The organism is Methylobacterium sp. J-043 (assembly GCF_022829505.1).
Classification (GTDB): Bacteria; Pseudomonadota; Alphaproteobacteria; order Rhizobiales; family Beijerinckiaceae; genus Methylobacterium; species Methylobacterium extorquens_A.
Window position 1 is genome coordinate 154,347 of record NZ_JAKSYB010000034.1, and the last position, 21,381, is coordinate 175,727.

Genomic DNA, 21,381 nt, shown 5'->3' on the forward strand with positions numbered 1-21,381 from the left:
CACGACAATGACCGCGACTGCCGCCCAGGAAATCGTCCAGACCTTCGAGAAGGTGTTCGAGCCGATCGACCGCGAAAGGCTGCACGCCCTCTCCGAGAAGGGCCGCGCCGACCCGAGCGTGGTGAAGACCGTGCGCGCCCGCACCGTCGCCGAGGGGCGCCGCTTCCGCCACCTCAACTACATCCGCAGCCTCGACGCGCACGTCGTCGACGAGCCACCGGCCCTGCTGGGCGACGACACCGCCCCGAACCCGACCGAGGCCCTGCTCGCCGCGCTCGGCACCTGCGTCGCGGTCGGCCTTCAGGCCAACGCCATCGCCCGCGGCTGGACCGTGAAGGGCATCGAGGTCGAGTCGGAGGGCGACATCAACATCACCTCGGTCTGGGGTACCGGCGACCTCTCGGAGAAGCCGGTCGGGCTCAGCGCGGTGCGGCTCAAGGTGCATCTCGACGTCGAGGGCGCGAGCCCGGCCGAACTCGACGAACTCGTCGCCCATGCCGGGCAGTGGTCGCCGGTGCTCAACACGGTGAAGAACCCCGTCGCCATCACCCTGGCGCGGGCCTGAGCCCGATGGCCGCCACCGCCCGCATCGCGGAATCCGCCCCGCTCGACGTCGCCGGGATCGTGCGCGACGCTTTGCGCCCGCGTCTCGCCGCGATCGATGCCGGGGACTATCCCGCCGACATCCTGCGGGCGCTCGGGGCGGCCGGCGCCTACGCCCACCACGCCGACGGCACGGCGGCAGGCCTGCTGGCCGCCATCGACGCGATGACGGAGGCGGGGCGGGCCTGCCTCTCGACCGCCTTCTGCATGTGGTGCCAGGACGCGCTGGTCTGGTACCTCGCCCAAGGCGACGAAGACGGCCCGCGCCGCCATCTTGCGGCGATCGCTTCGGGTGCGGCGCTCGGCGGCACCGGGTTGTCCAACCCGATGAAGGCGCTCGCAGGCATCGAGCCGCTGGCGCTCCAGGCTGAGCGCGCGGGCGACGGCTACCGGGTGCGCGGGCGCCTGCCCTGGGTCTCGAACCTCGGCCCCGGCCAGCGTTTCGCCGGCATCGCCTCGCTGCCCGACGGGCGGCGGGTGATGGGGCTGTTCGAAGCCGGCGCCGAGACTGTCTCGATCGCGGCCAATGCCCGCTTCGTCGCGCTCGAAGGCACCGGCACCTACACGGTGATGATCCGCGACGCGCATCTATCCGATGCCGATGTGATCACGCACGATGCCGCCGCCTTCGTGCCGCGCATCCGCAACGGCTTCGTGCTGCTCCAGACCGGGATGGGGCTCGGCCTCGCCCGCGGGGTCGCGGCGCTGATGCGCGCGGATGCCCGCGGCCGGACGAACGCGGCGTATCTGCCGCTCGGGCCGGACGCGATCGAGGGGCGGGCGGACGCTCTGCGCGAGCGCGTCGCCGCCGCGGCACAAGTGCATGCCGAGACCGACCGCGCGACCTTCCTCGAGACCCTGCGTCTGCGCCTCGACGTGTCGTGGCTGGCCCTGGAGGCGGCGCAGGCCGCCATGCTCCAGGCGGGTGCGCGCGGCTATCTGGAGGGTGCGGAGACATTCCGGCGCCTGCGCGAGGCGCAGTTCGTGGCGATCGTCACGCCGTCGGTGAAGCACATCACGACGGAACTCGCGCGAGGCCGCTGAAAGGTCTCCCGACGCGCCCGCTGCTGAGGGCCGCTCCTCCTGCGGATTGCGACGGCGAAGCGGATGTTGCGTGAGCGACGAAATGAAACGCTCGCCAAGTCGGCGCAGCCTATTCCGGGAGAAGGTCTGCCTCTGGCGGGCTCTCGATCTCGACGGCCTCGGGAGGGGCAACGGCAGGAGCACGCAGTCGGGATGCCGGTGCCGAGGGCATCATCGCTGCGCCCGAGGCGACCAGCCCGGCCATCATCCGCAAGTCCTGCGGCTGGCGCGGATCGTCGGCCACGCGCTCGGCATCCACTTGGAGCCGCAGGTTGCAGGCCTTCGGGGCCAGGGCACCGTCCGGCGTGCAGGCGTCGTGGCGGGCGCAGGCCGCGTCCAGGGCATCGACGGGCGCCGCCGGCCCATTGTTGCCGGGCCCGCAGTAATTGCCGTGCAGCAGCATCGGTGAGCTCTCGACCGCGGAAGCGGTCTGGCTGAGCGCGGGCATTGCCAGGGTGGTGACCAGAAGGAGGGGGAGAAGCGAACGGTTCATCGGGAGCCGTATCTCCTGTCGTGGATCGAAATCAGGCGCGGGTGCGGTCCCGGCGCCGTTCAGCCGTCATGCGCGCATGACGGCCAAGCCGAAGTTCGAGAGCGGCGCTTCCCGATTTTCAGCGAAGGCTCGCCGAGCGCCGACCGGCCGAGGAGGCGGTCCCTTCGTCGAAGGCGGCCCGGCATCCGGGGCTCAGGCTCGCCCGTTGCGCCTTCATGCAACTGACGATGCGGCCGCGATCGGGGATCGATGTCAGGCACAGCCGCATGACATCGTCGCGGCAGAGCGCAGCCTGCTCCTCCTCACCGGCCCTCACGCTGGTCGTGCCGGCGGCCGAGAAGGCGATCAGAGCCAGCATCGTGCGGGTTCCGATCTTCACCATCGAACGTCTCCTGATCTCATGTCGGCCGGGCCTTGATGCTCGGCTAAGGTCCGACGGTGAACGCCATAAGCGGACGGCTCGTTCCGTGGGCCTGCAGACCGGCTCGATGACCGTTCGGCGCCCGATCGCAACCGAGACGGCGGGCGAGATGCAGAAGGGTGACGCGATGAGGACGGGAGAGATGGGCGGCGGCTCAGGCAACACGGGCGTGCCGGGGGCGTCCCCTGCCGCGGAGGGCAGCATGAACCAGGGTTTCCGAACCACGAAGACACGCGATTGCTGAGTATCCCCGTTCTATCGAGGCCGAGAACCGCCCGCGATCATGGTGTGGCCGGACGTGATTCTCGGTTTATGCTCGAACTTACGCAGCGGTTTGCGTCTCGCAATTCAGATAATTCGACCGGAATTCGGCCAACTCGACGAGTCGGGGCAGATCGCAGAGCGTTACGCGCTTGCCCTTACGCTCGATCAGCCCTGCGTGCTTGAGTTCGCTGAGAGAGCGGTTCACGTGCACACTGGTCATGCCGGTGGTGTCGGCGAGGTCGATTTGCGTAATCGGCAGGTCGAAGCTGTTGCCGCTCGTCAGCCCCACCGCCCGCAGGCGCACGTGCAATTCGCAGAGCAGGTGCGCAAGGCGCTCCACGGCCGAGCGCCGGCCGATATTCATCAGCCACTCGCCGAGGGTTGCCTCGTCGATAAAGGCGACCTTGCGCAGGCTGCGGGCGAGAGCGGGGCGTCGACGCAATTCCCGCCCGGCCTCAGGGCCGATCCGCGCGACGCGGCAGTTGGAGAGCGTGCCGATGGTGTGATCGATCCGGCTCAGGACCGAGGTATCGAAGTCGCAGATATCCCCCGGGATGAGGTAGGCCGTGATCTGACGCGCGCCGTTCGCCCGCAGCTTGTAGCGGCAGGCGAAGCCTTCCGTGATCGCGATCATCCCCTCGGGCCGGTCGCCCTCACGGATCAGGTCCGTGCCGGCCGGTATCAGCCGTGTCCCCGCCTCGACGATCGCCAAGGCGGCCGTGTCCGCTTCCTCCAGCTTGCCGAGGCCTTGCAGCTTGCGCAGCAAGGGCCCGCTCACCGCCGTTCCATTGCCTACCAAGACCTTCATTCGGCTTGTCCCGCCCACGCGGCCCGTTCACCCGGCGTAGGGATGACGCCGCTCTGCCAGGCCGGTTTGGTTCGGCGCGGCGCGTTCGTGAATTCGGTGAAAGAGCCGGAAGACTTCGCGCGCTCGGCGTCGACGCGGAATGGCGCGCCGCCTCGGCGAAAGCGCCGGGCCCGTCGCCAGCCATCATGGTCCGCCGTTGCGAGATCGAGCGCCGCCCGAGCGGGAGTCCGGTTCATGCTCGTTCTCGAAAAGCGAAGTGCTCGGCGACCGTGAGGGTCATCGGAGTTTGAATACTAGGGGGCGGCCGATCGACATGTAAGCCGGGTGCCGCCCTCTGTGCGATTCCCGACAATGCGGTGGCCGTCGATACTCCAGCTGATAAATCCGAACAACACTTATTTGTATCAATTTGTATTTCAGAGTTGTATTCTGATGGGCTCTACATCAATAAAAGATAATAGAGGTCGTTGTTGTGCCGATCGGGCGTTTTTACCTGTCAAAGATCCGCGGCGGCCGCCCGATAGCCCGGGGTACAGCTTGCGCACCGTCTCGCTGCGGCGACGAGGGCGTCGAGCGCCGGGCTGGTGAGGGAGCGGCTGGCGGCGAGATAATAGGTCTCCCAACCGACCGAGAGGAAGTCGAGGCCGAGTCGGTCGGCCGCTGCCCGGACACCCAGTCCGGCATCCGCCGCGCCGCAGGCGATGACCGCCGCGACTGCCTGATGGGTGAATTCCTCGACCGTGTACCCGTGGATCGCGGCAGCCGGCAGGCCGGCCTGCGCCAGCATGCGGTCGAACCAGTCCCGCGTGCCCGATCCCTTCTGGCGGTTGACGTAGCGCAGTCCGGGCCCGGTCAGGTCGGCCAAGGTGCGGATGCCGCGTGGGTTGCCGGGGGCCAGCAGCAGGCCCTGCTCGCGCTCGAACAGGGGATGCAGCACGAGGCCGGCGCCGGCATGGATCGCCGAGAACGGAGCACCCGCCGCTTCCGGCGTGAGGGCTCCGCAATGGAAGCCCGCCGCGTCGGCTCCGCCGTCGAGCAGGCGCTGCACCGCCGCGCTGCTGCCCGTCACGGACAGTTCGATGCCCGTCTCCGCACCCGGTTCCCCGCCCATCGCCTCGGCCAGGACCTCCACCAGCAACGGATCGTGGCTCGCAGCCAGTGTCAGTGCTCCGGCCCTGCCGCTCATGAGACGGCGCAGGTGATGCTCGACGGCACGGGTCTCGCGGCCGAGGCCAGCCTCCAATGTCGCGGCGGCGGCGGTGAAGGCTTCCGCCAAGGCAGCCCCGAACTCCGTCAGGGCGGTGCCGTGGCCGCGTGTCTTGCGCACCAGGGGACGGCCCAGCGCCGTTTCGTAGGCCTGGAGGCGCGCCCAGGCCGCGCGATAGGACAGGCCGAGGGCGTCGGCAAAGCCCTGCACCGAGCCGGTCCGTGTGATCGCGTCGAACATTACCGTCAGGTCGGACACCGCGAGTGCGCTCGCGCCGATCCGGATCGTGCCGCCCAAGCCAAGAACGACGGAGATGGCCGCTTCATCGGAAGCATGGTTCATATTGATGGCATAATAGCTGTCGTTCACAACCGGTTTTCCCTTATCGGGGCCTTGTTTCGGAACGGCGCCGCCACCGGGGCGAAACCCCCGAGGCGTTGCGTCGGCTCCGTGCTCGCTCCAAGACGCGCGACCGGCCGACTCAGATGTCCTCAGACCGCTTTGTTTCCTACCTCCGTCCCGCCCTGTTGGGACAGGGGGCGCCGGAGATCGCTCTGACATCGCAGCGCGCCGCGATCGACCGCCACCTCGCAAGGCGCGGCCGGCTGGCCGCCGAGTGCGTTGAGCGAGAGTCCGGCGATGCCGGTGCGGAGCGACCGGCTCTGGATGAGGCCCTGGCCCTGTGCCGCCGGCACGGTGCGGTGCTGCTCATGGCGGAACTCGGGGCTTCCGATCAGGATCCGGGCTTCCTGCGTGCTCTGAGCCGTGATCTGCGCCGCCTGAACCTGCACTTTGCCGTCGCCGACAGCCCGGAAGTGAGCGAGGCGACCCTCGGCATCATGGCCGCGGTGGCGGAGGCCGAGGACCGACTCGGGGTGCGCCGCACCCCCGAGACGCTGGCCCGCCGCCGAGCGTTCTACGCGCGCTTCACCGACGAGCGCCGCGCGCGGGCTCCGTTCGACAGGGCCGGCCCATCCGTCGCGGATCCGCGCCCTCTGGCGGAGAGTCTGGGGCGGGGCGAGACCCTGCCGCGGAGCCGGGAGCGGGCGCAGGAGGTGGCGCCGATCCTCAGCGAGATCCGTGCCGCGGGCGCGCTGACGCTGGAGCAGGTCGCCAACGCCCTCAACGCCCTGGGCATTCCCTCGGCGCGGGGAAGCCGCTGGTATCCGATGCAGGTGACACGGATCGAGAAGCGCCTCGCCGGCGTGGGCTGACCGCCGTCGCGTCACCCTGACGATCGCGCCAAGAGGCGATCTGTAACGGACGTATCGTGGGGCACCCTAACCGTCCTGCGAGCCCCGTTCGCATACGAGATAGATGCTCGCGCAAAGATCCGGATAGAGTTGCCCCAGGGCGTAGCAGCCGTCGAGATAGGCCGGTGAGACGATGTCGGTCTTCAGCAGGGCGTCCCACTGGAAGTTCGCCAGCGCCTTGAAGAAGACGCCGGAGCGATGGATCACCCGAAGGCCCGCGGCGGCGGCGTCCCGTTCCAGTGTGTCGAGGCTGTAGGTGCAGCGGTGGCCGTGCTGCCGCTCGGCCTCGGTGACGGCGGCGTTGTGCGGGATCAGGCCCATCTTCACCGCGATCTGCCGGGAGGGCGCGTTGGCGTTCGGGCAGGCCAGCAGCAGGCGTCCGCCCTCGGCGAGCCATTCCCGGTCGATGCGGGCGAGGGTTCCCACCGGGTCGTCGAGATGTTCGAGCACGTGGGTGAGGACGATCGTGTCGTAGCGTTCGGGCAGCGCCACTTCCTCGAAGGTCGCGTGGACGAAGCGGACACGCTCGCCGAACGCTCCCCGCGCCGCCGCGATCGCTTCCCCTGAGGCCTCGACGCAGGTGATGTCGTCGAAGAACGGCGTCAGGCGCTGGGTGAAGTCACCGCGGAAGCTGCCGAGTTCGAGCAGCCGTCCAGGCCGGAAGAACGGCTCGAACGCGCGCACCATGTATTTGTGCATCACGTCGAGGTCGAAGTCGTAGGCGTAGCGGTGACCCGCGGCGTCCTGCGTCTCACGGTCGAAGTCGCGCGCCGCGCTCATGGCCGGGCCTCCCTGTCTTGTTCCTGTGATGCGGATCCCGCGCCGGGTCTCTGCGCCCTCAGGGCGAGGGAGAGATGCAGCGTGTCCCCGTCCCGCTTGTCTTCGGCGAAGCCGAGGCTGCGATAGAGGCGCAGCGCCGCCGCCACGCGATCCACGCTCAGCGCCATCCGCGCGAAGCCGAGAGCGCGCGCATAGGTGATCGCCGCCGCGAGCAGGCGGCGCCCGAGGCCGATCCCTGTCCGCGCCGGCACGACGCTGACGTTCGTCACGAAGGCCGCAATGCGGGCCGGATCGTTGCAGTAGACCGCGACCAGACCAATCAGGGCTGGACCCTCCCACGCCTCGAACCGCTCGGCGCGGGCGACCAGCTTTGCCGCGTAGTCGGGAATTGCCAGCCGCTCGCCGAGCGGCGGCGTGAAGCTTTGCGCGCAAGCCGTCAGATGGGCCTCCACATCCGCCGGCCGGGCGCGGTTCCGCGCGATGGCGGGCCCGCTCACGGGTCGAGCCGCGCCGCGCCGAAGCCGAAGCGGCCGAAGGCGTTGCCGTTGTAGAGGAGGTAGGTCGTCCCCTCGCAGGTGAAGACGTGCGGGTAGCACTGCATGTCCGCGTCCCATTCCCCCGGCGTGCCGGCGAGGGGCAGCACCGCGTCGTCCCGCGTCCAGTCCACGAGGTCGTCGGACCAGGCATGCCCGATCCGGTAGCCGCGGCCGGGATCGGTGCGGAAGCCCACGGGCTCGCGGTAGCAGAACAGCATGTGCCGGCGGGTGCCGCTGTCGAACACACAGGGCAGCGCTTGGGCCTCCTCCGGGCCGAGCCGGTCGGCGACGATCCGGCGTCCCTCCTCCTTGGTCCAGGCGATGCCGTCGGCGGAGGTGGCGTGCCCGATCTTGTAGACCCGCTCCGGCGCCGCGCCAGCGCCCGCGTCGCTCCAGGCGGTGCCGAAGATGTACCACATGTGGAACAGACCATCGATCACCCGCACGAAGCCGTCAGCGACGAGGAACGGCTCGTTGAGCGTGGCGGAGAGGACCGGCCCCGCCCCGTGCCGCTCGAAGCTCAGCCCTTCGTCCCGACTGACGGCGAGACCGATGCCGGTCTCCACCGGTACCGAGACGCGCCGGCTCCAGCCCGTGGTGTAGCCGTAGACGACGCCGTCATGGCGCAGCACGTTCATCGGAAAGATGCCGTGCTCGTCGAAGGCGCCGAGATCGCCCGCGGCGATGACGGGCCTGTGCGCCACGCCGAGCACCGCGCTCAGATCCTTGCGCATGTCGACGAAGGCGACGTGGCTCAGATACAGCCCGTCCGGCTCGCGGCTGCGGGTCGAGAAGAAGATCCGCACCCGGTCGTCGAGGACGAGCGCCTGCGGCGATTGCGCGAAGCCGCCGCTTCCGAAGGGAAGCGGGTGCGCCCGCAGATCGAAGACGAGGCCGAGCTTGGTCCACCGCATGGCGTTCCGGCCGGTCAATCGAAGGCGCCGTCGAGCGCGGCGAGGCCGAAGCCGCCGCGGCCGACCTCGTTGCCGAGATAGGCGAGATAGGTCCGGCCATCGACGGTGAAGACGTGGGGGTAGCTGATCATCTGCGCGTCCCAGCCCTCCTCCGACACGTCGATGCCGCAGCGCGCGTCGTCGCGGGTCCAGCTCACGAGGTCGGTGCTCCAGGCGTAGCCGATGCGGTAGCCGCGCTCGCGGCTACGGAAGCCGGTGCTGTAGCGGTAGCAGAAATACATGTGGTAGCGCCCGCCGGCCTCGAATACGTCGGGGCTCGCCTGGGCTTCGTCCGCCTCGATCCGCGGCGGGATCAGGTCGCGGTTCGCTTTGGTCCAAGTGAGACCGTCCGGCGAGGTTGCCATGCGGATGCGGTAGACCGGCTCGGCCCGGCCCTCGACCCGTTTCCAGGCACTTCCGGCGATGTAGAACAGATACCACGTCCCGCCGAAGCGCCGGACCTTGGGTCCACTCATCACGAAGGGCTCGTCCGGCGAGTAGGGCAGGATCGGTCCCGGCCCCAGTCGCTCGAAGCGGCGCCCGCCGTCGCGGCTCACCGCGCAGCCGATCGCCGTATTGAAGGGAACCGAGACGCAGCGCGTCCAACCGGCATAGTAGGCACGCACCTCTTCATCCGTGCGGATCACCGATACCGGATAGACCCCGAATTCGTCGAAAGTGCCGGTTCCGCCGAGCGGCAGAATCGGTTCCTCGGCGACCGCGCGAACCTTGAACAGGTGCTGGCGGTCGAGATCGACGTAGGCGCTGTAGCTGACGTATTGTCCCTTGGCGTCGGCGTCCGGACGGCAGGAGAAGTACATCCGCACCACGTCGTCGCAGATCAGGGCGGCGGGTGCCTGCGCGAAGGATTTCAGCCAAGGGCGGCCGCCGACGCTTGCGGGATCGAAGACGCGGCCGAGCTTACGCCAGCGGGGCACAGGGCATCCTCCCCCTCGATGAGATCGTAGCCGCCGGCCAGCAGGGCTGGGAGCGCGGATCGCGGGTTGAACATCAGCACGTCGAGGATCGACAGCCACGGCACGAACGGATGCGGACCTTGCGCATAGTCGAAGGGCCGGGCCCGCAGGAAGCGCAAAGCGATCCCCCGCTGCGCGAAGGCGGCCGGATCGTAGAGGGTCGTGCCGCCGATCGGGTTGACGTAGGTCGCGGCTCCCAGCCGCTCGCAGAGATCGATCACCCGGTCTTGCCGCTTCAGGTCCGTCACGCCCTCGATCGTGGAGGCGGTGCGGATCGGCGTGGCGATGGAGAGATGCGCGCAGGTCCGCAGCAATCCGTGCCGCAGATGGTCGAACAGGTCGGCGCTCCGGTAGCCCAGAACGTCCTCGACGAGGGGCATCGTCTCGCGCCGATGCGGCGCGTGGCGGTAGGCCTGGGCGATCTGGGCGCAGAGTCGGTCCGGTTCGAACCCTGCCGCGACGCGCCGCTCGCGGATGTCGAGATGGTCCGAGTCCTTCTCCAGCGGCAGCGTGAAGGTCACCGGCGCGCCGTCGCGCAAGAAGCGGTTGCGGTTGATCCAACCCTTCTTGGTGTACTTCACGGTGTCGTAGATTACGAACTGATCGACGGCCGCGATGAGCTGGAAGTAGCCGATATAGGGGAAGAGATACGGCTGCATGATCGCTGCCGTGGCGGGCACCGTCATGGCCGGGCGATCCGCCGGACGATCCGGGCTACGACGGCCGGTTCGAGGTCCGGATAGATCGGCAGACACAAAACCCGGTCGGCGGCTGCGGCCGCGACGGGCAGATCCTCCCGCCGGGCGCTTGGTAGCGTCCGGTACATCGGAAAATCCGAGATCAGGGGATAGAAGTAGCGCCGTGGGTGGATGCCGTCGCGCTTGAGTGCGTCGTAGAGTGCGTCGCGGCCCATCGGATAATCGGGGCCGACCAGGATCGGGAAATAGGCGTAGTTGGCCGCGCCCTCCCCGGAGAAATCCAGGCAGCGAATGCCGGGAACGCCCCGCAATCCCGCATGGTAGGCGGCATCGATCGCCTGCCGGCCCGCCAGCGCCGTGCCGATATGCCGGAGCTGGACGAGGCCGAGCGCCGCGTTCAACTCGCTCATCTTTCCGTTGAGGCCGACATCGGGCACCGCCGTCTCGCCGTCGTGTCCGAAGTTCTTGAGCTTGTCGATTCGGCCCTTCATCACCGGATCGGCGCAGACGATGGCGCCGCCCTCGAAGGTGTTGAACACCTTGGTGGCGTGGAAGCTCAGGACCGACAGGTCGCCGTGGTTCAGCACGCTTCCATCGCCGTGGCGCACGCCGAAGGCGTGGGCGGCGTCGTAGATCACCTTGAGCCCGTGCCGGGCAGCGATGTCCGCAATCGCCTCGACGTCGCAGGGCCGGCCATAGCAATGGACCGGCAGGATCGCGCTGGTGCGCGGGGTGATCGCAGCTTCGATCCGGGCGGGATCGAGGTTGAGGGTTACCGGGTCAATGTCGACGAAGACGGGGGTGAGCCCGCTCCAGAGCAGAGCGTGCGAGGTCGCGACGAAGGAATAGGGCGTCGTGATCACCTCGCCCGTGAGGTCGAGCGCCCGCAGGGCCATGATCAGCGCCGTCGTCGCGTTGTTGAACAGGGCCACCTGCGGCACGCCGAGATGGCCGCTCAGGCGCGCTTCCAGCTCCTGATGGAACGGGCCGCCATTGGTCAGGATCCGCGTCTGCCAGATCTGCCGCAGCAGCGGTTCGAACTCTTCGAACGGCGGCAGGAACGGGCGGGTGACGTAGACCGGATCGGCGCCGCACTCCGCTCCTGAGGCCGCCTGCGGGGCTGCTTCTACGGCGGCGTCGAGGACTTGCGCGAATTCCTGCTCCAGCCGACGAAGGGTCGCCTGCACGGGAAGCCCACCCTGAGGGGCACGGGACGGGAGGCTGTCTGCCTCAAAAGTCGGATCAAGCGGCGCGGTTCGCATCGACCCAGCGCCCCCACATGGTGCGGAAGGCGTCACCGACCTCCCCGGCGAAGCGGGCGTGATCCATCAGCGCGCTGGCGAAGACCCGTTCGCGAAGCCCTGAGCGAATGGCGCGCAGACGATTGCGATCGCTGGCGAGGGCGACGGCGCGGGCCGTGTAATCTTCCGGCGTTGCTGCCGCGAGTTCCTCGAGCCCGACCGCTCGCAAGGCAGCAATGCCCGTGCGCGCGGCAGCGTGAGTGCCTGCCAGGGCGATCAAAGGCACGCCCATGGCGAGCGTGTCGCAGCTCGTCGTTCCCCCGTTATAGGGGAAGGAATCCAAGGCGATGTCGATCTCGTGGTAGAGCGCGTAGTAGCCGCTGGTGACGCGCGGGTGCAGGCGCACCCGGTCGAGCGGCAGTCCGGCCCGCGACAGGCGTGCCTCGACCTGCGCCCGGATCTCCGGTGTATCCACATCGGCGGCGACCATGAACAAGCGCGCATCGGGCAGCGCCCTCAGGATCTCGGCCCAGGCTTCCAGCGCCCGGTCGCCGATCTTCTCGAAGCGGTTCATCGTGCCGAAGGTGACGAAGCCGTTATCCTCGAAAGGTGCCCGCTCGCGCACCGGCGGGATGTCGCCGGGGGCCTCGTAGGTGGCCGACACGCCGGGCAGCCGCCACAGGGTCTCCGTATGCAGCGTGTCCGACAGGCCTGGCTCGTCGTGGCCGAGATCGGTCAGGCGGTAATCCATGGCGCGCAGGCCGGTGGTGGCGGGGTGGCCGATCCACGTGACCTGAACCGGCGCCGGCTTGCGGGCGAAGACGAGCAGCCGGTGGCCGGCGCTGTGACCCGACAGATCGACGAGGATGTCGATGGCGTGCGCCTCGATCAGGTTGGCGGCCGCGTCGTCGTCCAGGGCGGCGATGTTGTGCCAGTCGTCGAACAGCGGGCGCAGGCGCGCCGAGACGCCGTCCTCGGCCGCCTGGGTCATGTAGGCGCGCGTCTCGAACCCCGTACGGTCGAAGTGGCGCAGGAACGGCTCGATGAACCGCGCCACGGCGTGGGTGCAGAGGTCGGCCGAGACGAACCCGATCCGCAGGCGCCGGTCGGGATCGCGGTCGTTGGCAAAGGGGCGCCGCCGCAGGAGCGGGTCGGCGAGGCGCGTCCCGAAGCTCCGGGCGTCGGCGGCGTACTCCGTCGGTGGGATGCCCTCGGCGTAGAGCTTGGCGAAGAGCCGATTGGAATGCGCTGCGACGTTGCGCGGATCGAGCGCCAGAGCCCGGTCGAAGCTCGCGATCGCCTCGGGCAGGCGCCCGAGGCTCTTCAGGCCGCATCCAAGATTGATGTGGGCGCCGGAGAATTTCGGATTGAGCTCGATCGAGCGCTGGGCGTGGCTCACGGCCGAGGCGTGATGGCTCACGCGCTGGAATGCGCCGGCCAGATTCGAATGCGCGATGGCCAGATCCGGATCGAGCTCGATCGCCTTTTCCAGCGCCGAGATCGCGGCCGGGTGATCGCCGCGCGTGATGAGGAGGGCACCGAGGCTGCTGAAGAAGCTGGCGTTGTCGGGCTCGCGGTAGATCGCGATGCTGAACAGATCGTAGGCCTGCTCATGACGGCCGCCCCGGGCGGCGGCGGCGCCCGCGAGATGGGTCGCCTTGGCGTGGGTGTCGTCCAGGCCGATGACGAGGTCGAACAGGATCTCGGCGGTGGGCAGATCGTCCGCCTCGTAATGCGCCCGGCCCAGGTTGAAGGCCTGGTCAACGAAGTCCTTGAGGACCTTGCGGGTCTCGTCGTCGGGCAGTCCCTGGTCGCGGAAGCGCTCCATGAGCGCACGCGCCTCGCTCACCCGATTCAACGTCAGCAGCGTGCTGGCGAGGGCGAGCCAGTAGGCCGGACGCTCGGGCGCGGCCCTGAGAGCGGCGACGAAGTGCGGCACCGCCGAGGCCGGCGCTTCGATCCGGCTGGTGAACACCCCGAGTTCGAAATGCGCCGCGGCGTGGCCGGGTGCGGCTTCGAGCGCGAGCTGGAGGTTGCGGCGGGCCTTGTCGAAGCGGCCGGAAGCCCGGTGGGTCGCGGCCTTGGCGAGGTAGCGTTCGACCGGCTCCGCGGCTGACGCCTTCCCGGACGCCCTCCCGACCGTGCGCGTTGTACGATGTTCGAGCATGCCCGGCCTTCCTGCACCGGCCGGACGTTAGGAATTGTTTGGCTAACAGATCGTTAACGCTGCGATGACCGCTTTATGCGGCAGGTCAAAAACGACGAAAGCCGCCTTGCGGCGGCTTTTCGTAGGTCGGTCAGTTCTTTTGAGGAAACTGGAGCGGGCGAAGGGATTCGAACCCTCGACCCCAACCTTGGCAAGGTTGTGCTCTACCCCTGAGCTACACCCGCTCTCTTGTCCGTCCGTCCGGCGCCGTGGGCGCGTCCGTCGGTGGCGCTGGTAAACACTATCCCGGCCGGGGATGCAAGCGCCAAGGTCGGATTTTTTTGCGCGGCTCACCAAAGCTCGGCCGGAGGCTGGCCGCCGCGGATTTCCTCGAGACGGGCGCGGGTGGCGCGGGTGGTGTCGGCCGGCAGCGCATCGAGGGGGAAGAAGCCGGCCTCGGCGATCTCGCGGTCCGGTCGCTTCGGGCCCGCCACCGTGAAAGCCGGGACGACGTAGACGGCGATGTGATCGCGGCGCTGCGCGCCGGGGTTCAGGAAGAAGCCGTGCAACCGCATGCCGCCGTCGGGTGTCACCACGATCTCGGCCTCTTCGCGGAACTCGCGGATCATGGCGGCGGGGCCGCTCTCGCCCGGATCGATCCCGCCCCCCGGCAGATGCCAGCCGCCGACATAGGTATGGCGCACGAGGCAGATCCGCCCCTGCCCGTCGATGGCGACGCCGCGCACGCCCAGTGTCATGCCGCGGGTCAGGAGCGCGACCCGGAGGGACAGGCGGTGGAGCCAGGGGCGGTCGAGATTCGGGATCATGCCGGGTCTTGTAGACGGTGGCGCCCCCTCCGTCCCGGCCCGCTCACACGACCTTGAGCGCGATCGCTCCGACACCCTCGATCCGCGCGCTCATGGTCTGGCCGCGTTGCACCGCCCCGACGCCCGAGGGCGTGCCGGTGAGGATCAGGTCGCCGGGATGAAGCTCGAAATAGGTCGAGAGCAGCGCGACCTGCTCCGGCACCGACCAGATCATCTCGGAGAGGTCGCCCCGCTGGCGCTCGGCGCCATCGACGGCGAGCGTGACCGCGCCCGAGCGGGGGTGGCCGATGACGCCCGCCGGCCGCAGGGCGCCGATGGGGGCGGAGAAATCCGCCGCCTTGCCGAGCTCCCAGGGGCGCGCCTGCCGCTTGGCCTCGTCCTGAAGGTCGCGCCGGGTCATGTCGAGGCCGACCGCGTAGCCGTAGACATGCGTGCCGGCGCTCTCCACCGGGATGTCGCGCCCGCCCCGGCCGAGGGCCGCTACCAGTTCCACCTCGAAATGGTAGTTCTCGGTGCGCGGCGGATAGGGATGCTCGATCGTCGCGCCCTCGGGCACGATCTGAAGCGTGTCGGCGGGCTTGAGGAAGAAGAAGGGCGGGTCGCGTTCGTCGGCGCCCATCTCGCGGGCATGGGCTCGGTAGTTGCGGCCCACGCAATAGACCCGGCGCACGGGAAACAGGTCGGAACTGCCGTGGATCGGCAGCGCCGTGCGCGGCGGGTTCGGAATCACGGACAGCATAGCGCCTCAAGCCTCGTCTTCGGAGGGACGGAAAACACGGTTGGATCGGGCCGCGATCCGCTGCGCAAGGAAAACCCGCAAGCGCCCGGTGCGTGCCATCCCCCCGCATGCCTTTCCCGGCCTCCCCCGTCCCCGCATCTCCGCCCCTCGGTGCAAATGCCGTTCCCCCGGCCTATCTCAGCCAGACGACGCCTTCATTCGGCCCCGCCGCCCGCTCCATCGATGACCGACACAACCCTCTCCCACGATCGCCTCCTCGCCACGCTCTCAGAGCGGCTCGGGGGCCGGCACGTGCGCACCGATCCGGCCGATCTCGCACCGCATCTCGTCGAGTCGCGCGGGCTCTATCGCGGCCATGCGCTGGCCGTCGTGGCGCCGGGCACGACCGAGGAGGTCGCCTTCACCGTCCGAACCTGCGCCGCGGCGCGGGTGCCGGTGGTGGCGCAGGGCGGCAATACCGGGCTCGTCGGCGGCGGCGTGCCCTTCGGCGGGATCGTACTGTCCCTGAACCGCCTCGACCGGCTGCGCGCGGTCGATCCCCTCGGCGCCAGCATGACGGTGGAAGCCGGCATGGTCCTCGCCGACGTGCAGGCCGCCGCCGACGCGGCGGGGATGCTGTTCCCGCTCTCCTGGGCGGCGGAGGGCACGGCCCGGATCGGTGGCGGCCTCGCCACCAATGCCGGGGGACTGGCGGTGCTGGCCTACGGCAATGCCCGCGATCTCGTGCTCGGGCTCGAAGTGGTGCTTGCGGACGGACGGGTCTGGAACGGACTGAAGGCGCTGCGCAAGAACAACGCCGGCTACGACCTCAAGCACCTGTTCGTCGGCTCGGAGGGCACGCTCGGCATCATCACCGCCGCGACCCTGAAGCTGTACCCCAAACCCCTCTCGACCTGCGTCGGCTTCGTCGGCCTCCCGTCGGCGCGGGTGGCGCTTAGTCTGTTCGCACGGCTCCGGGCCGGCGCCGACCGGGGGCTGACGGCCTTCGAGTACATCCCCCGCTTCGGCCTGGAGATGGTGCTGAGACATGGGATCGACGTGCGTCCGCCGCTCGCCGGCCCTCACGCGGCCTACGCCCTGGTGGAGCTGTCCTCGCCCCGCCCCGGCTCCGACACCCGCGGCGAGATGGAGGCGCTCCTGGCCGAGGCGATGGAGGCGGGACTGGTGGAGGATGCGGTGATCGGCGGCAGCGCGGCCCAGGACGCCGCCCTGTGGCGCCTGCGCGAGTTGCTGCCCGAGGTGCAGAAGGCGGAGGGCGGCTCGATCAAGCACGACGTCTCGCTGCCGCTCTCCCGCCTCGCCGACTTCTTGGAAGAGGCGAGCGCGGCCTGCGAGGCGGCGATGCCGGGCCTGCGCCCCTGCCCGTTCGGGCATTTCGGCGACGGCAACATCCACTTCAACCTGACCCAGCCGGTCGGCATGGAGAAGGCGGCGTTCCTGAGCCAGTGGGGCCGCTTCAACGCCATCGTCCACGGCATCGTCGAGCGCATGGATGGCTCGATCGCCGCCGAGCACGGCATCGGCCTGATCAAGCGCGACGAACTCGCCCGCACTGCCGACCCCGTCGGCCTCGACCTGATGCGCCGGTTGAAGGCCGCCCTCGACCCGCACGACGGCCTCAATCCGGGCAAGGTCGTGGCCCTCTCGGACGATCCGCCGCCGGCTCTTCCGGTCTGAGGGTCGGTGTGACGGCGCGCACGCGGGAACGCACGGCGACGTCGATGGGTTGTTGTGCAACGCACAAGATGGCTGCATGATCCGGGTCACAGGGCCGGGAATCAGCCTTGCGCGCAACCGGAATGAAGCCCGGATGGTGAAATCGTTAACCCTTGCGACGCGACAATCGCCCTCTGCGGCGGCCGGCGGCGAGAGAGCCCGCCTCGGTTTAGTCGCATGACGATTTTACGCCCTCGTCCCACATACCGCAGTGCGGTGCACCTTCTCCCGAAGGCGACCCGCCGCAGCGGCGGGCGATGGGGGCGAGCCATTCGACGCGTACTCTGCGGCGCGCGCCCCGAACATTCCCGTCCGCACCGACTTAGAAGGAGACCATTGATGCCCATCTCACAGGCCCGGGTGCCGACTGCGGAAGCCAGCCGCTACCTGAAGCAGCTCTGCCGCCATTGGAGCCACAAGTTCCCGGTCGAGGAGAGCGGCGACAAGGGCCGGGTTCCGTTCGGCGAGGACCGGATCTGCACCTTCGAGGCGAGCCCCGATGCCCTGGTGATGCAGGTGGCCACGCCCGACCCAGCCGGCCTGACACGGCTGGAGAATGTGGTCTCCGACCATCTCCTGCGCTTTGCCTTCCGCGAAAATCTGGGTGACATCACGTGGTCGCGCGCGGCCTGAGCCGCGGATCGGTCTGACGGGATCGGTTCTTGGGCCGGGAAGACGGTGCGCGGCGAGACAGCCTGGAGAACCCATTCCATGAGCCAGACGCCGGGCACGGCCGCCCTCCCCTTCACCGAGCGCCTCGACCGGCTGGCGGAAGTCGCCGTGCGGGTCGGCCTCGGGTTGCAGGCGGGCCAGGAACTGGTGATGACGGCGCCGCTCGAAGCAGTGCCGCTGGCCCGCGCCATCACCGAGCAGGCCTACAAGGCCGGCGCCGCGCTGGTCACCACCTTCTACGCGGACGACGCCGCGACGCTGGCGCGCTTCGCCCACGCGCCCGACGAGGCGTTCGACCGGGCCGCCGGCTGGCTCTATGCCGGCATGGCCGACGCCTACCGCAACGGAGCGGCCCGGCTCGCCATCTCGGGCGACGACCCGTCCCTGCTGGCGGGTCAGGACCCGTCCAAGGTCGCCCGCGCCAACCGTTCGCGCTCGCAGGCCTATGTGCCGGCGCTGGAACTGATCGCCGGCTTCTCCACCAACTGGACCATTGTCTCGGCCGCAACCAAGCCCTGGGCGCGCACGGTCTTCCCCGATCTGCCCGAGGACGAGGCGGTCGCGCGCCTGTGGGACGCGGTGTTTTCCGCCTCGCGCATCGATGGACCCGACCCCGTCGCGGCCTGGGGCGCGCATAACCGCGATCTCGCCCGCCGCACCGAGCGGCTCAACGGTGCCCGCTTCTCCGCCCTGCGCTTCCGCGGCCCCGGCACCGACCTCACCGTGGGGCTCGCAGACGATCACGAATGGTGCGGCGGCGCCACGTCCGCCAAGAACGGCATCGTCTGCAACGCCAACATCCCGACAGAGGAGGTGTTCACCACGCCGCACCGGGCACGGGTGGAGGGATACGTCGCCAGCACCAAGCCGCTCTCCTACCAGGGCACCCTGATCGACGACATCCGCGTCCGCTTTTCCGAGGGGCGAATCGTCGAGGCGCAGGCGCGCACCGGCAGCGACGTGCTCGCCAAGGTGCTCGATACCGACGAGGGCGCCGCCCGCCTCGGCGAGGTGGCCCTGGTGCCCGCCTCCTCGGCGATCTCGGCCTCGGGTCTCCTGTTCTACAACACGCTCTACGACGAGAACGCCGCGAGCCACATCGCCCTGGGGCAGGCCTACTCGAAATGCTTCCGCAACGGCGGCGAGGGCCTGAGCGAGGCGGATCTCGCCGAGCGCGGCGCCAACCGCAGCCTGATCCATATCGACTGGATGATCGGCTCGGCCGGGATCGACGTGGACGGCCTTACCGCCTCGGGCGAGGCGGTGCCGGTGATGCGCCGCGGCGAGTGGGTCTGACGCGCCCGTCCTCGACGCAGCATCGGCCGCGGCCGAGACCACGTTCGTCTCGGACCCTTCCTCACCGGTCCCTGGCGTCGGTTCCCGTGGTCTTGCAACGGGTGCGACGATGGTGGACAGCGGGCCCGAGCGGACAACGCCTCCCAGTGTGACGGGGCCCGTTGGCCGGCGTGAGGACCAGGCCGGGACGGCGGGCTATGACAGCGGGTACCTTCTCCATCCTGGTCATTGACCAGTACGCGTGGCACGCCCCCATCCTCGATCCGCTCGCCGATCTGCTCTCGGCCCGCCATGACGTCGTGCGCCTCTCGATGGCGGCTTTCGAAGACGGACAGGAGGCGGCGGGCCGGGGCGCTGACCTTGTCATCGTCGCCGATGCCGGCACGGCGGTCGTCCTGCGGCGGAGCCTGCCCGACGCGACGATCCTGCATGTCGGGCACGGTCTTATCAGCAAGAACGGTCCGGCCATGGCGTATCACGCGGCCGATTACGTCTGCGTCGCGAGTGCGGCGATCGCCGAGCGCCTCACCGCGCAGGGGCATGTTCCGAGGCGGGCCTATCTTCCGACGGGACTGATCCAGAGCGATCTCCTGTTCCGGAACACGCCGCGCGCGCAGGGTGTCCGGGTCCCCGGTTGCGCGGTGAGTATCGTCTACGCCCCGACCTGGACGCCGCTGCTGTCGTCGGCCGAGATGCTCGGCGACGATCTCGTCGCGCTGATCCGCGGGGACGAGGCCGGGATCGGGATCGTCATCAAGCCCCATCCCCATATCGCCGTGAGTGCACCGGACCTGATCGAAAGGTGGCGCATTCTCGCTGAGCGGCACGCGAACGTCGTGCTGCATCCGCCCGATTCCGACCTGATCCCCGCCTTGCTCGGGGCCGACCTGATGATCTCGGACGCCTCCAGCGCGATCTTCCATTACCTCGCCCTGAATCGCCCGATCGTGCTCATCGACAATCCCGAACGGTTCGCGTCGCCGCTGAGTTACGACGCGGAGGGGATCGAGTGGCAGTGGCGCGACATCGGTCCCCGCGTCGAGCAGGTCGACACGCTGCGTGCGGCGGTGGCCCTGTCCCTCGCCGAGCCGAACCGGTACGAGGCGGCGCGCCTCGCCCGCCGGGCGGCTCTGTTCGGTGCGTTCACCGACGGCTGCGCCCGCGACCGGGTGGCGGCCGCCGTGGACGAAATCCTGAAGGAGGGAAGCCGGCCATGAGCGGAGCGGGAACGGCGGGCATGAGCGGAGCGGGAACGGCAGGCGTGTCCGTCTACGCCAAGGTCGTGGTCGATCTGCTCCATCCCGGCCATGTCCGCTTCTTCGCCGCGGCCCGTGCCCTGGGCGGGCGACTGACGGTCTGCGTCGTCCCCGACGCGCGGGTGACGGCCTACAAGGGACGCCCGCCGGTTCTCACCCTGGACGAGCGCGTCGAGATCGTGGCGGCCTGCCGCTGGGTCGATGCAGTGGTCACCGATGGTCCCCGCGTGATCGACCGCGCCTTCATGGCGCGGTTCGGCTACGACCTCTACGCGTTCGGCGCGGCCCACGAGGCCGAACTGGCCACGAAGCTTGCCGATTGCGCCGACCTGCCGGAAGCGATGCGCGCGGTCGTACCCTATACCCCCGGCATCTCCTCGACGCTCCTGCGCCAACGCCTGACCGCCGGTTAGACGCAGGGTGCGGTCACGACGCGGACGATTCTAGCGGCCCCTCGGCGGGTTTTGCCTTCGGCAGCATGTTGGGCCGCCAGCGGCGGTGCATCCACAGCCACTGGCCGGGATGCTCGCGCACCCAGCCCTCGATCACGCGCGTCATCGCCTGCATCGCGCCCTGAACCTCGATCAGCCCGTCGGGGCCTCGGGGCAGGTCGAGCGGCGGCGTCAGTTCGAGCAGGAAGCGCCCGCCGGCCTTGCGCACCACGCGCGCGCCGTGGACCGGGCAATCGTGGTGCCGTGCGAGCTTGCCGAGTAGCGGGTTGACCAGCACCGGCCGGCCGAAGAACTGCACCACGACGCCGCGGGTGAAGTGCTGGTCGATGAGTTGGCCGAGATGGCCGCCGCGCTCCACCACGCCCTGCATGGCGAAGACGGCGCCGGGGCCGGAGGCCGCCAAGCCCCCCATGGTCTTGCGGCGCACCTCCTGCACCAGCTGGGCGGCGGCCGGATTGTTCGGCGGCCGGAACACGGCGGTGGTCTCGAGCCCGAACTTTTCCGCGCAGATCGCGGGCAGCTCCCAGTTGGCGAGATGGGCTGAAAAGATAAGCCCCGGCCGGCCGTCGTCGCGGATCGCGAAGAACTGCTCCAGCCCGCGCACCTCCATGCGCTGGGTCGCGAGGTTCTCCGGGTCGTAATCGAAGATCGTGTCGAGATGGGCGTATTCGGCCCCGGTGCGCCCGAGATTGTCCCACGCCTCCCCCGCGATCGCCCGCAGCCGCCGCTCGTCCTCCTTCGGATAGGCCGCGCGGAGATTGGCCATCGCCGTGCGGTGCGAGGGCAGGAACGGGCCAATGAGGCGAACGAGCCGGCCGCCGGCCGCGCTCGCCCGGTCGGTGCCGAGCATCCGCGCGAACAGGAACACCGCCCGGATCAGCGGGATGGTCGCGAGACCTGCCAGCCGAGGCAGGTTCCGCCGCAGGATCAGCGCGAGGCGCAGCACAGCCGGTTCATTCA

At 69.4% G+C, this 21,381-nt stretch carries 22 protein-coding genes and 1 tRNA gene; 8 read left to right on the forward strand and 15 right to left on the reverse strand.

The annotated features are described in order from the left end of the window. Positions 1-7 precede the first annotated feature (7 nt). A complete protein-coding gene (locus tag MKK50_RS07415) occupies positions 8-565 on the forward strand; it encodes an OsmC family protein (RefSeq protein ID WP_499021443.1) in 558 nt (185 codons plus the stop codon). Between the two features lie 5 nt (positions 566-570). Beyond that, complete coding sequence (locus MKK50_RS07420; protein ID WP_499021445.1) at positions 571-1,647, forward strand: acyl-CoA dehydrogenase family protein; 1,077 nt, start codon at positions 571-573, stop codon at positions 1,645-1,647. A 109-nt stretch (positions 1,648-1,756) separates the two neighbouring features. Here the strand turns inward: MKK50_RS07420 and MKK50_RS07425 are convergent, their stop codons facing one another. The 4 genes from MKK50_RS07425 to MKK50_RS07440 all read right to left on the reverse strand — a co-directional run bounded on the left by MKK50_RS07425 (position 1,757) and on the right by MKK50_RS07440 (position 5,248). After that, positions 1,757-2,179, reverse strand: coding sequence for a hypothetical protein (locus MKK50_RS07425; RefSeq protein ID WP_499021448.1), 423 nt, complete (start codon positions 2,177-2,179; stop codon positions 1,757-1,759). 118 nt (positions 2,180-2,297) lie between these two features. After that, positions 2,298-2,561, reverse strand: coding sequence for a hypothetical protein (locus MKK50_RS07430; RefSeq protein WP_253370623.1), 264 nt, complete (start codon positions 2,559-2,561; stop codon positions 2,298-2,300). 361 nt (positions 2,562-2,922) lie between these two features. Next, positions 2,923-3,672 (reverse strand): Crp/Fnr family transcriptional regulator, encoded by a 750-nt coding sequence (locus MKK50_RS07435; RefSeq protein ID WP_499021602.1) that lies wholly within the window; start codon positions 3,670-3,672, stop codon positions 2,923-2,925. A 496-nt stretch (positions 3,673-4,168) separates the two neighbouring features. Beyond that, the gene (locus tag MKK50_RS07440) at positions 4,169-5,248 is read right to left on the reverse strand and encodes a substrate-binding domain-containing protein (protein ID WP_499021449.1); all 1,080 of its coding nucleotides are present in this window, start codon (positions 5,246-5,248) and stop codon (positions 4,169-4,171) included. A 116-nt stretch (positions 5,249-5,364) separates the two neighbouring features. Between MKK50_RS07440 and MKK50_RS07445 the strand changes: the two genes are divergently transcribed. Beyond that, positions 5,365-6,093, forward strand: a complete 729-nt coding sequence (locus MKK50_RS07445; RefSeq protein WP_499021451.1) for a recombinase family protein — start codon at positions 5,365-5,367, stop codon at positions 6,091-6,093. A 66-nt stretch (positions 6,094-6,159) separates the two neighbouring features. Here MKK50_RS07445 and MKK50_RS07450 read toward each other — a convergent pair whose 3' ends face one another. The 10 genes from MKK50_RS07450 to MKK50_RS07495 form a co-directional block, all read right to left on the reverse strand. After that, entirely contained in the window at positions 6,160-6,912 is a 753-nt protein-coding gene (locus tag MKK50_RS07450; RefSeq protein WP_499021453.1) for a class I SAM-dependent methyltransferase, read from the reverse strand. Further along, positions 6,909-7,409, reverse strand: coding sequence for a GNAT family N-acetyltransferase (locus tag MKK50_RS07455; protein WP_499021454.1), 501 nt, complete (start codon positions 7,407-7,409; stop codon positions 6,909-6,911). Before MKK50_RS07455 ends, MKK50_RS07450 begins: the two co-directional genes overlap by 4 nt. Then, on the reverse strand, positions 7,406-8,362 hold the full coding sequence (locus tag MKK50_RS07460) for a glycoside hydrolase family protein (protein ID WP_499021455.1): 957 nt from the start codon (positions 8,360-8,362) through the stop codon (positions 7,406-7,408). The genes MKK50_RS07455 and MKK50_RS07460 overlap by 4 nt, the downstream gene beginning before the upstream one ends. Positions 8,363-8,376: 14 nt before the next feature. Continuing rightward, a complete protein-coding gene (locus tag MKK50_RS07465; protein WP_499021457.1) occupies positions 8,377-9,339 on the reverse strand; it encodes a glycoside hydrolase family protein in 963 nt (320 codons plus the stop codon). After that, a complete protein-coding gene (locus MKK50_RS07470) occupies positions 9,273-10,064 on the reverse strand; it encodes a WbqC family protein (protein ID WP_499021459.1) in 792 nt (263 codons plus the stop codon). Before MKK50_RS07470 ends, MKK50_RS07465 begins: the two co-directional genes overlap by 67 nt. After that, positions 10,061-11,338: a DegT/DnrJ/EryC1/StrS family aminotransferase gene (locus MKK50_RS07475; protein WP_499021462.1), complete on the reverse strand. Its 1,278-nt coding sequence runs from the start codon at positions 11,336-11,338 to the stop codon at positions 10,061-10,063. Before MKK50_RS07475 ends, MKK50_RS07470 begins: the two co-directional genes overlap by 4 nt. Then, entirely contained in the window at positions 11,319-13,484 is a 2,166-nt protein-coding gene (locus MKK50_RS07480; protein WP_499021464.1) for a tetratricopeptide repeat protein, read from the reverse strand. The genes MKK50_RS07475 and MKK50_RS07480 overlap by 20 nt, the downstream gene beginning before the upstream one ends. A 149-nt stretch (positions 13,485-13,633) precedes the next feature. Beyond that, positions 13,634-13,708: transfer RNA gene (locus MKK50_RS07485), tRNA-Gly, on the reverse strand. Positions 13,709-13,813: 105 nt separating this feature from the next. After that, positions 13,814-14,290: an NUDIX domain-containing protein gene (locus MKK50_RS07490; protein ID WP_499021465.1), complete on the reverse strand. Its 477-nt coding sequence runs from the start codon at positions 14,288-14,290 to the stop codon at positions 13,814-13,816. 43 nt (positions 14,291-14,333) lie between these two features. Continuing rightward, entirely contained in the window at positions 14,334-15,029 is a 696-nt protein-coding gene (locus MKK50_RS07495; RefSeq protein WP_499021466.1) for a fumarylacetoacetate hydrolase family protein, read from the reverse strand. A gap of 222 nt (positions 15,030-15,251) precedes the next feature. On the opposite strand from MKK50_RS07495, the gene MKK50_RS07500 reads away from it, so the two are divergent. The 5 genes from MKK50_RS07500 (at position 15,252) to MKK50_RS07520 (ending at position 20,382) form a co-directional block, all read left to right on the forward strand. Continuing rightward, positions 15,252-16,706, forward strand: coding sequence for an FAD-binding oxidoreductase (locus tag MKK50_RS07500; protein ID WP_499021468.1), 1,455 nt, complete (start codon positions 15,252-15,254; stop codon positions 16,704-16,706). A gap of 378 nt (positions 16,707-17,084) precedes the next feature. Beyond that, entirely contained in the window at positions 17,085-17,378 is a 294-nt protein-coding gene (locus MKK50_RS07505) for a DUF2218 domain-containing protein (RefSeq protein WP_056203309.1), read from the forward strand. A 78-nt stretch (positions 17,379-17,456) separates the two neighbouring features. After that, complete coding sequence (locus MKK50_RS07510) at positions 17,457-18,713, forward strand: aminopeptidase (protein WP_253370653.1); 1,257 nt, start codon at positions 17,457-17,459, stop codon at positions 18,711-18,713. A gap of 197 nt (positions 18,714-18,910) precedes the next feature. Further along, on the forward strand, positions 18,911-19,930 hold the full coding sequence (locus MKK50_RS07515; protein ID WP_499021470.1) for a CDP-glycerol glycerophosphotransferase family protein: 1,020 nt from the start codon (positions 18,911-18,913) through the stop codon (positions 19,928-19,930). After that, complete coding sequence (locus tag MKK50_RS07520) at positions 19,927-20,382, forward strand: adenylyltransferase/cytidyltransferase family protein (protein WP_499021472.1); 456 nt, start codon at positions 19,927-19,929, stop codon at positions 20,380-20,382. The genes MKK50_RS07515 and MKK50_RS07520 overlap by 4 nt, the downstream gene beginning before the upstream one ends. A gap of 13 nt (positions 20,383-20,395) precedes the next feature. On the opposite strand, the gene MKK50_RS07525 is transcribed toward MKK50_RS07520, so the two are convergent. Continuing rightward, the gene (locus MKK50_RS07525; protein WP_499021474.1) at positions 20,396-21,367 is read right to left on the reverse strand and encodes a lipid A biosynthesis lauroyl acyltransferase; all 972 of its coding nucleotides are present in this window, start codon (positions 21,365-21,367) and stop codon (positions 20,396-20,398) included. Between the last annotated feature and the right edge of the window lie 14 nt (positions 21,368-21,381).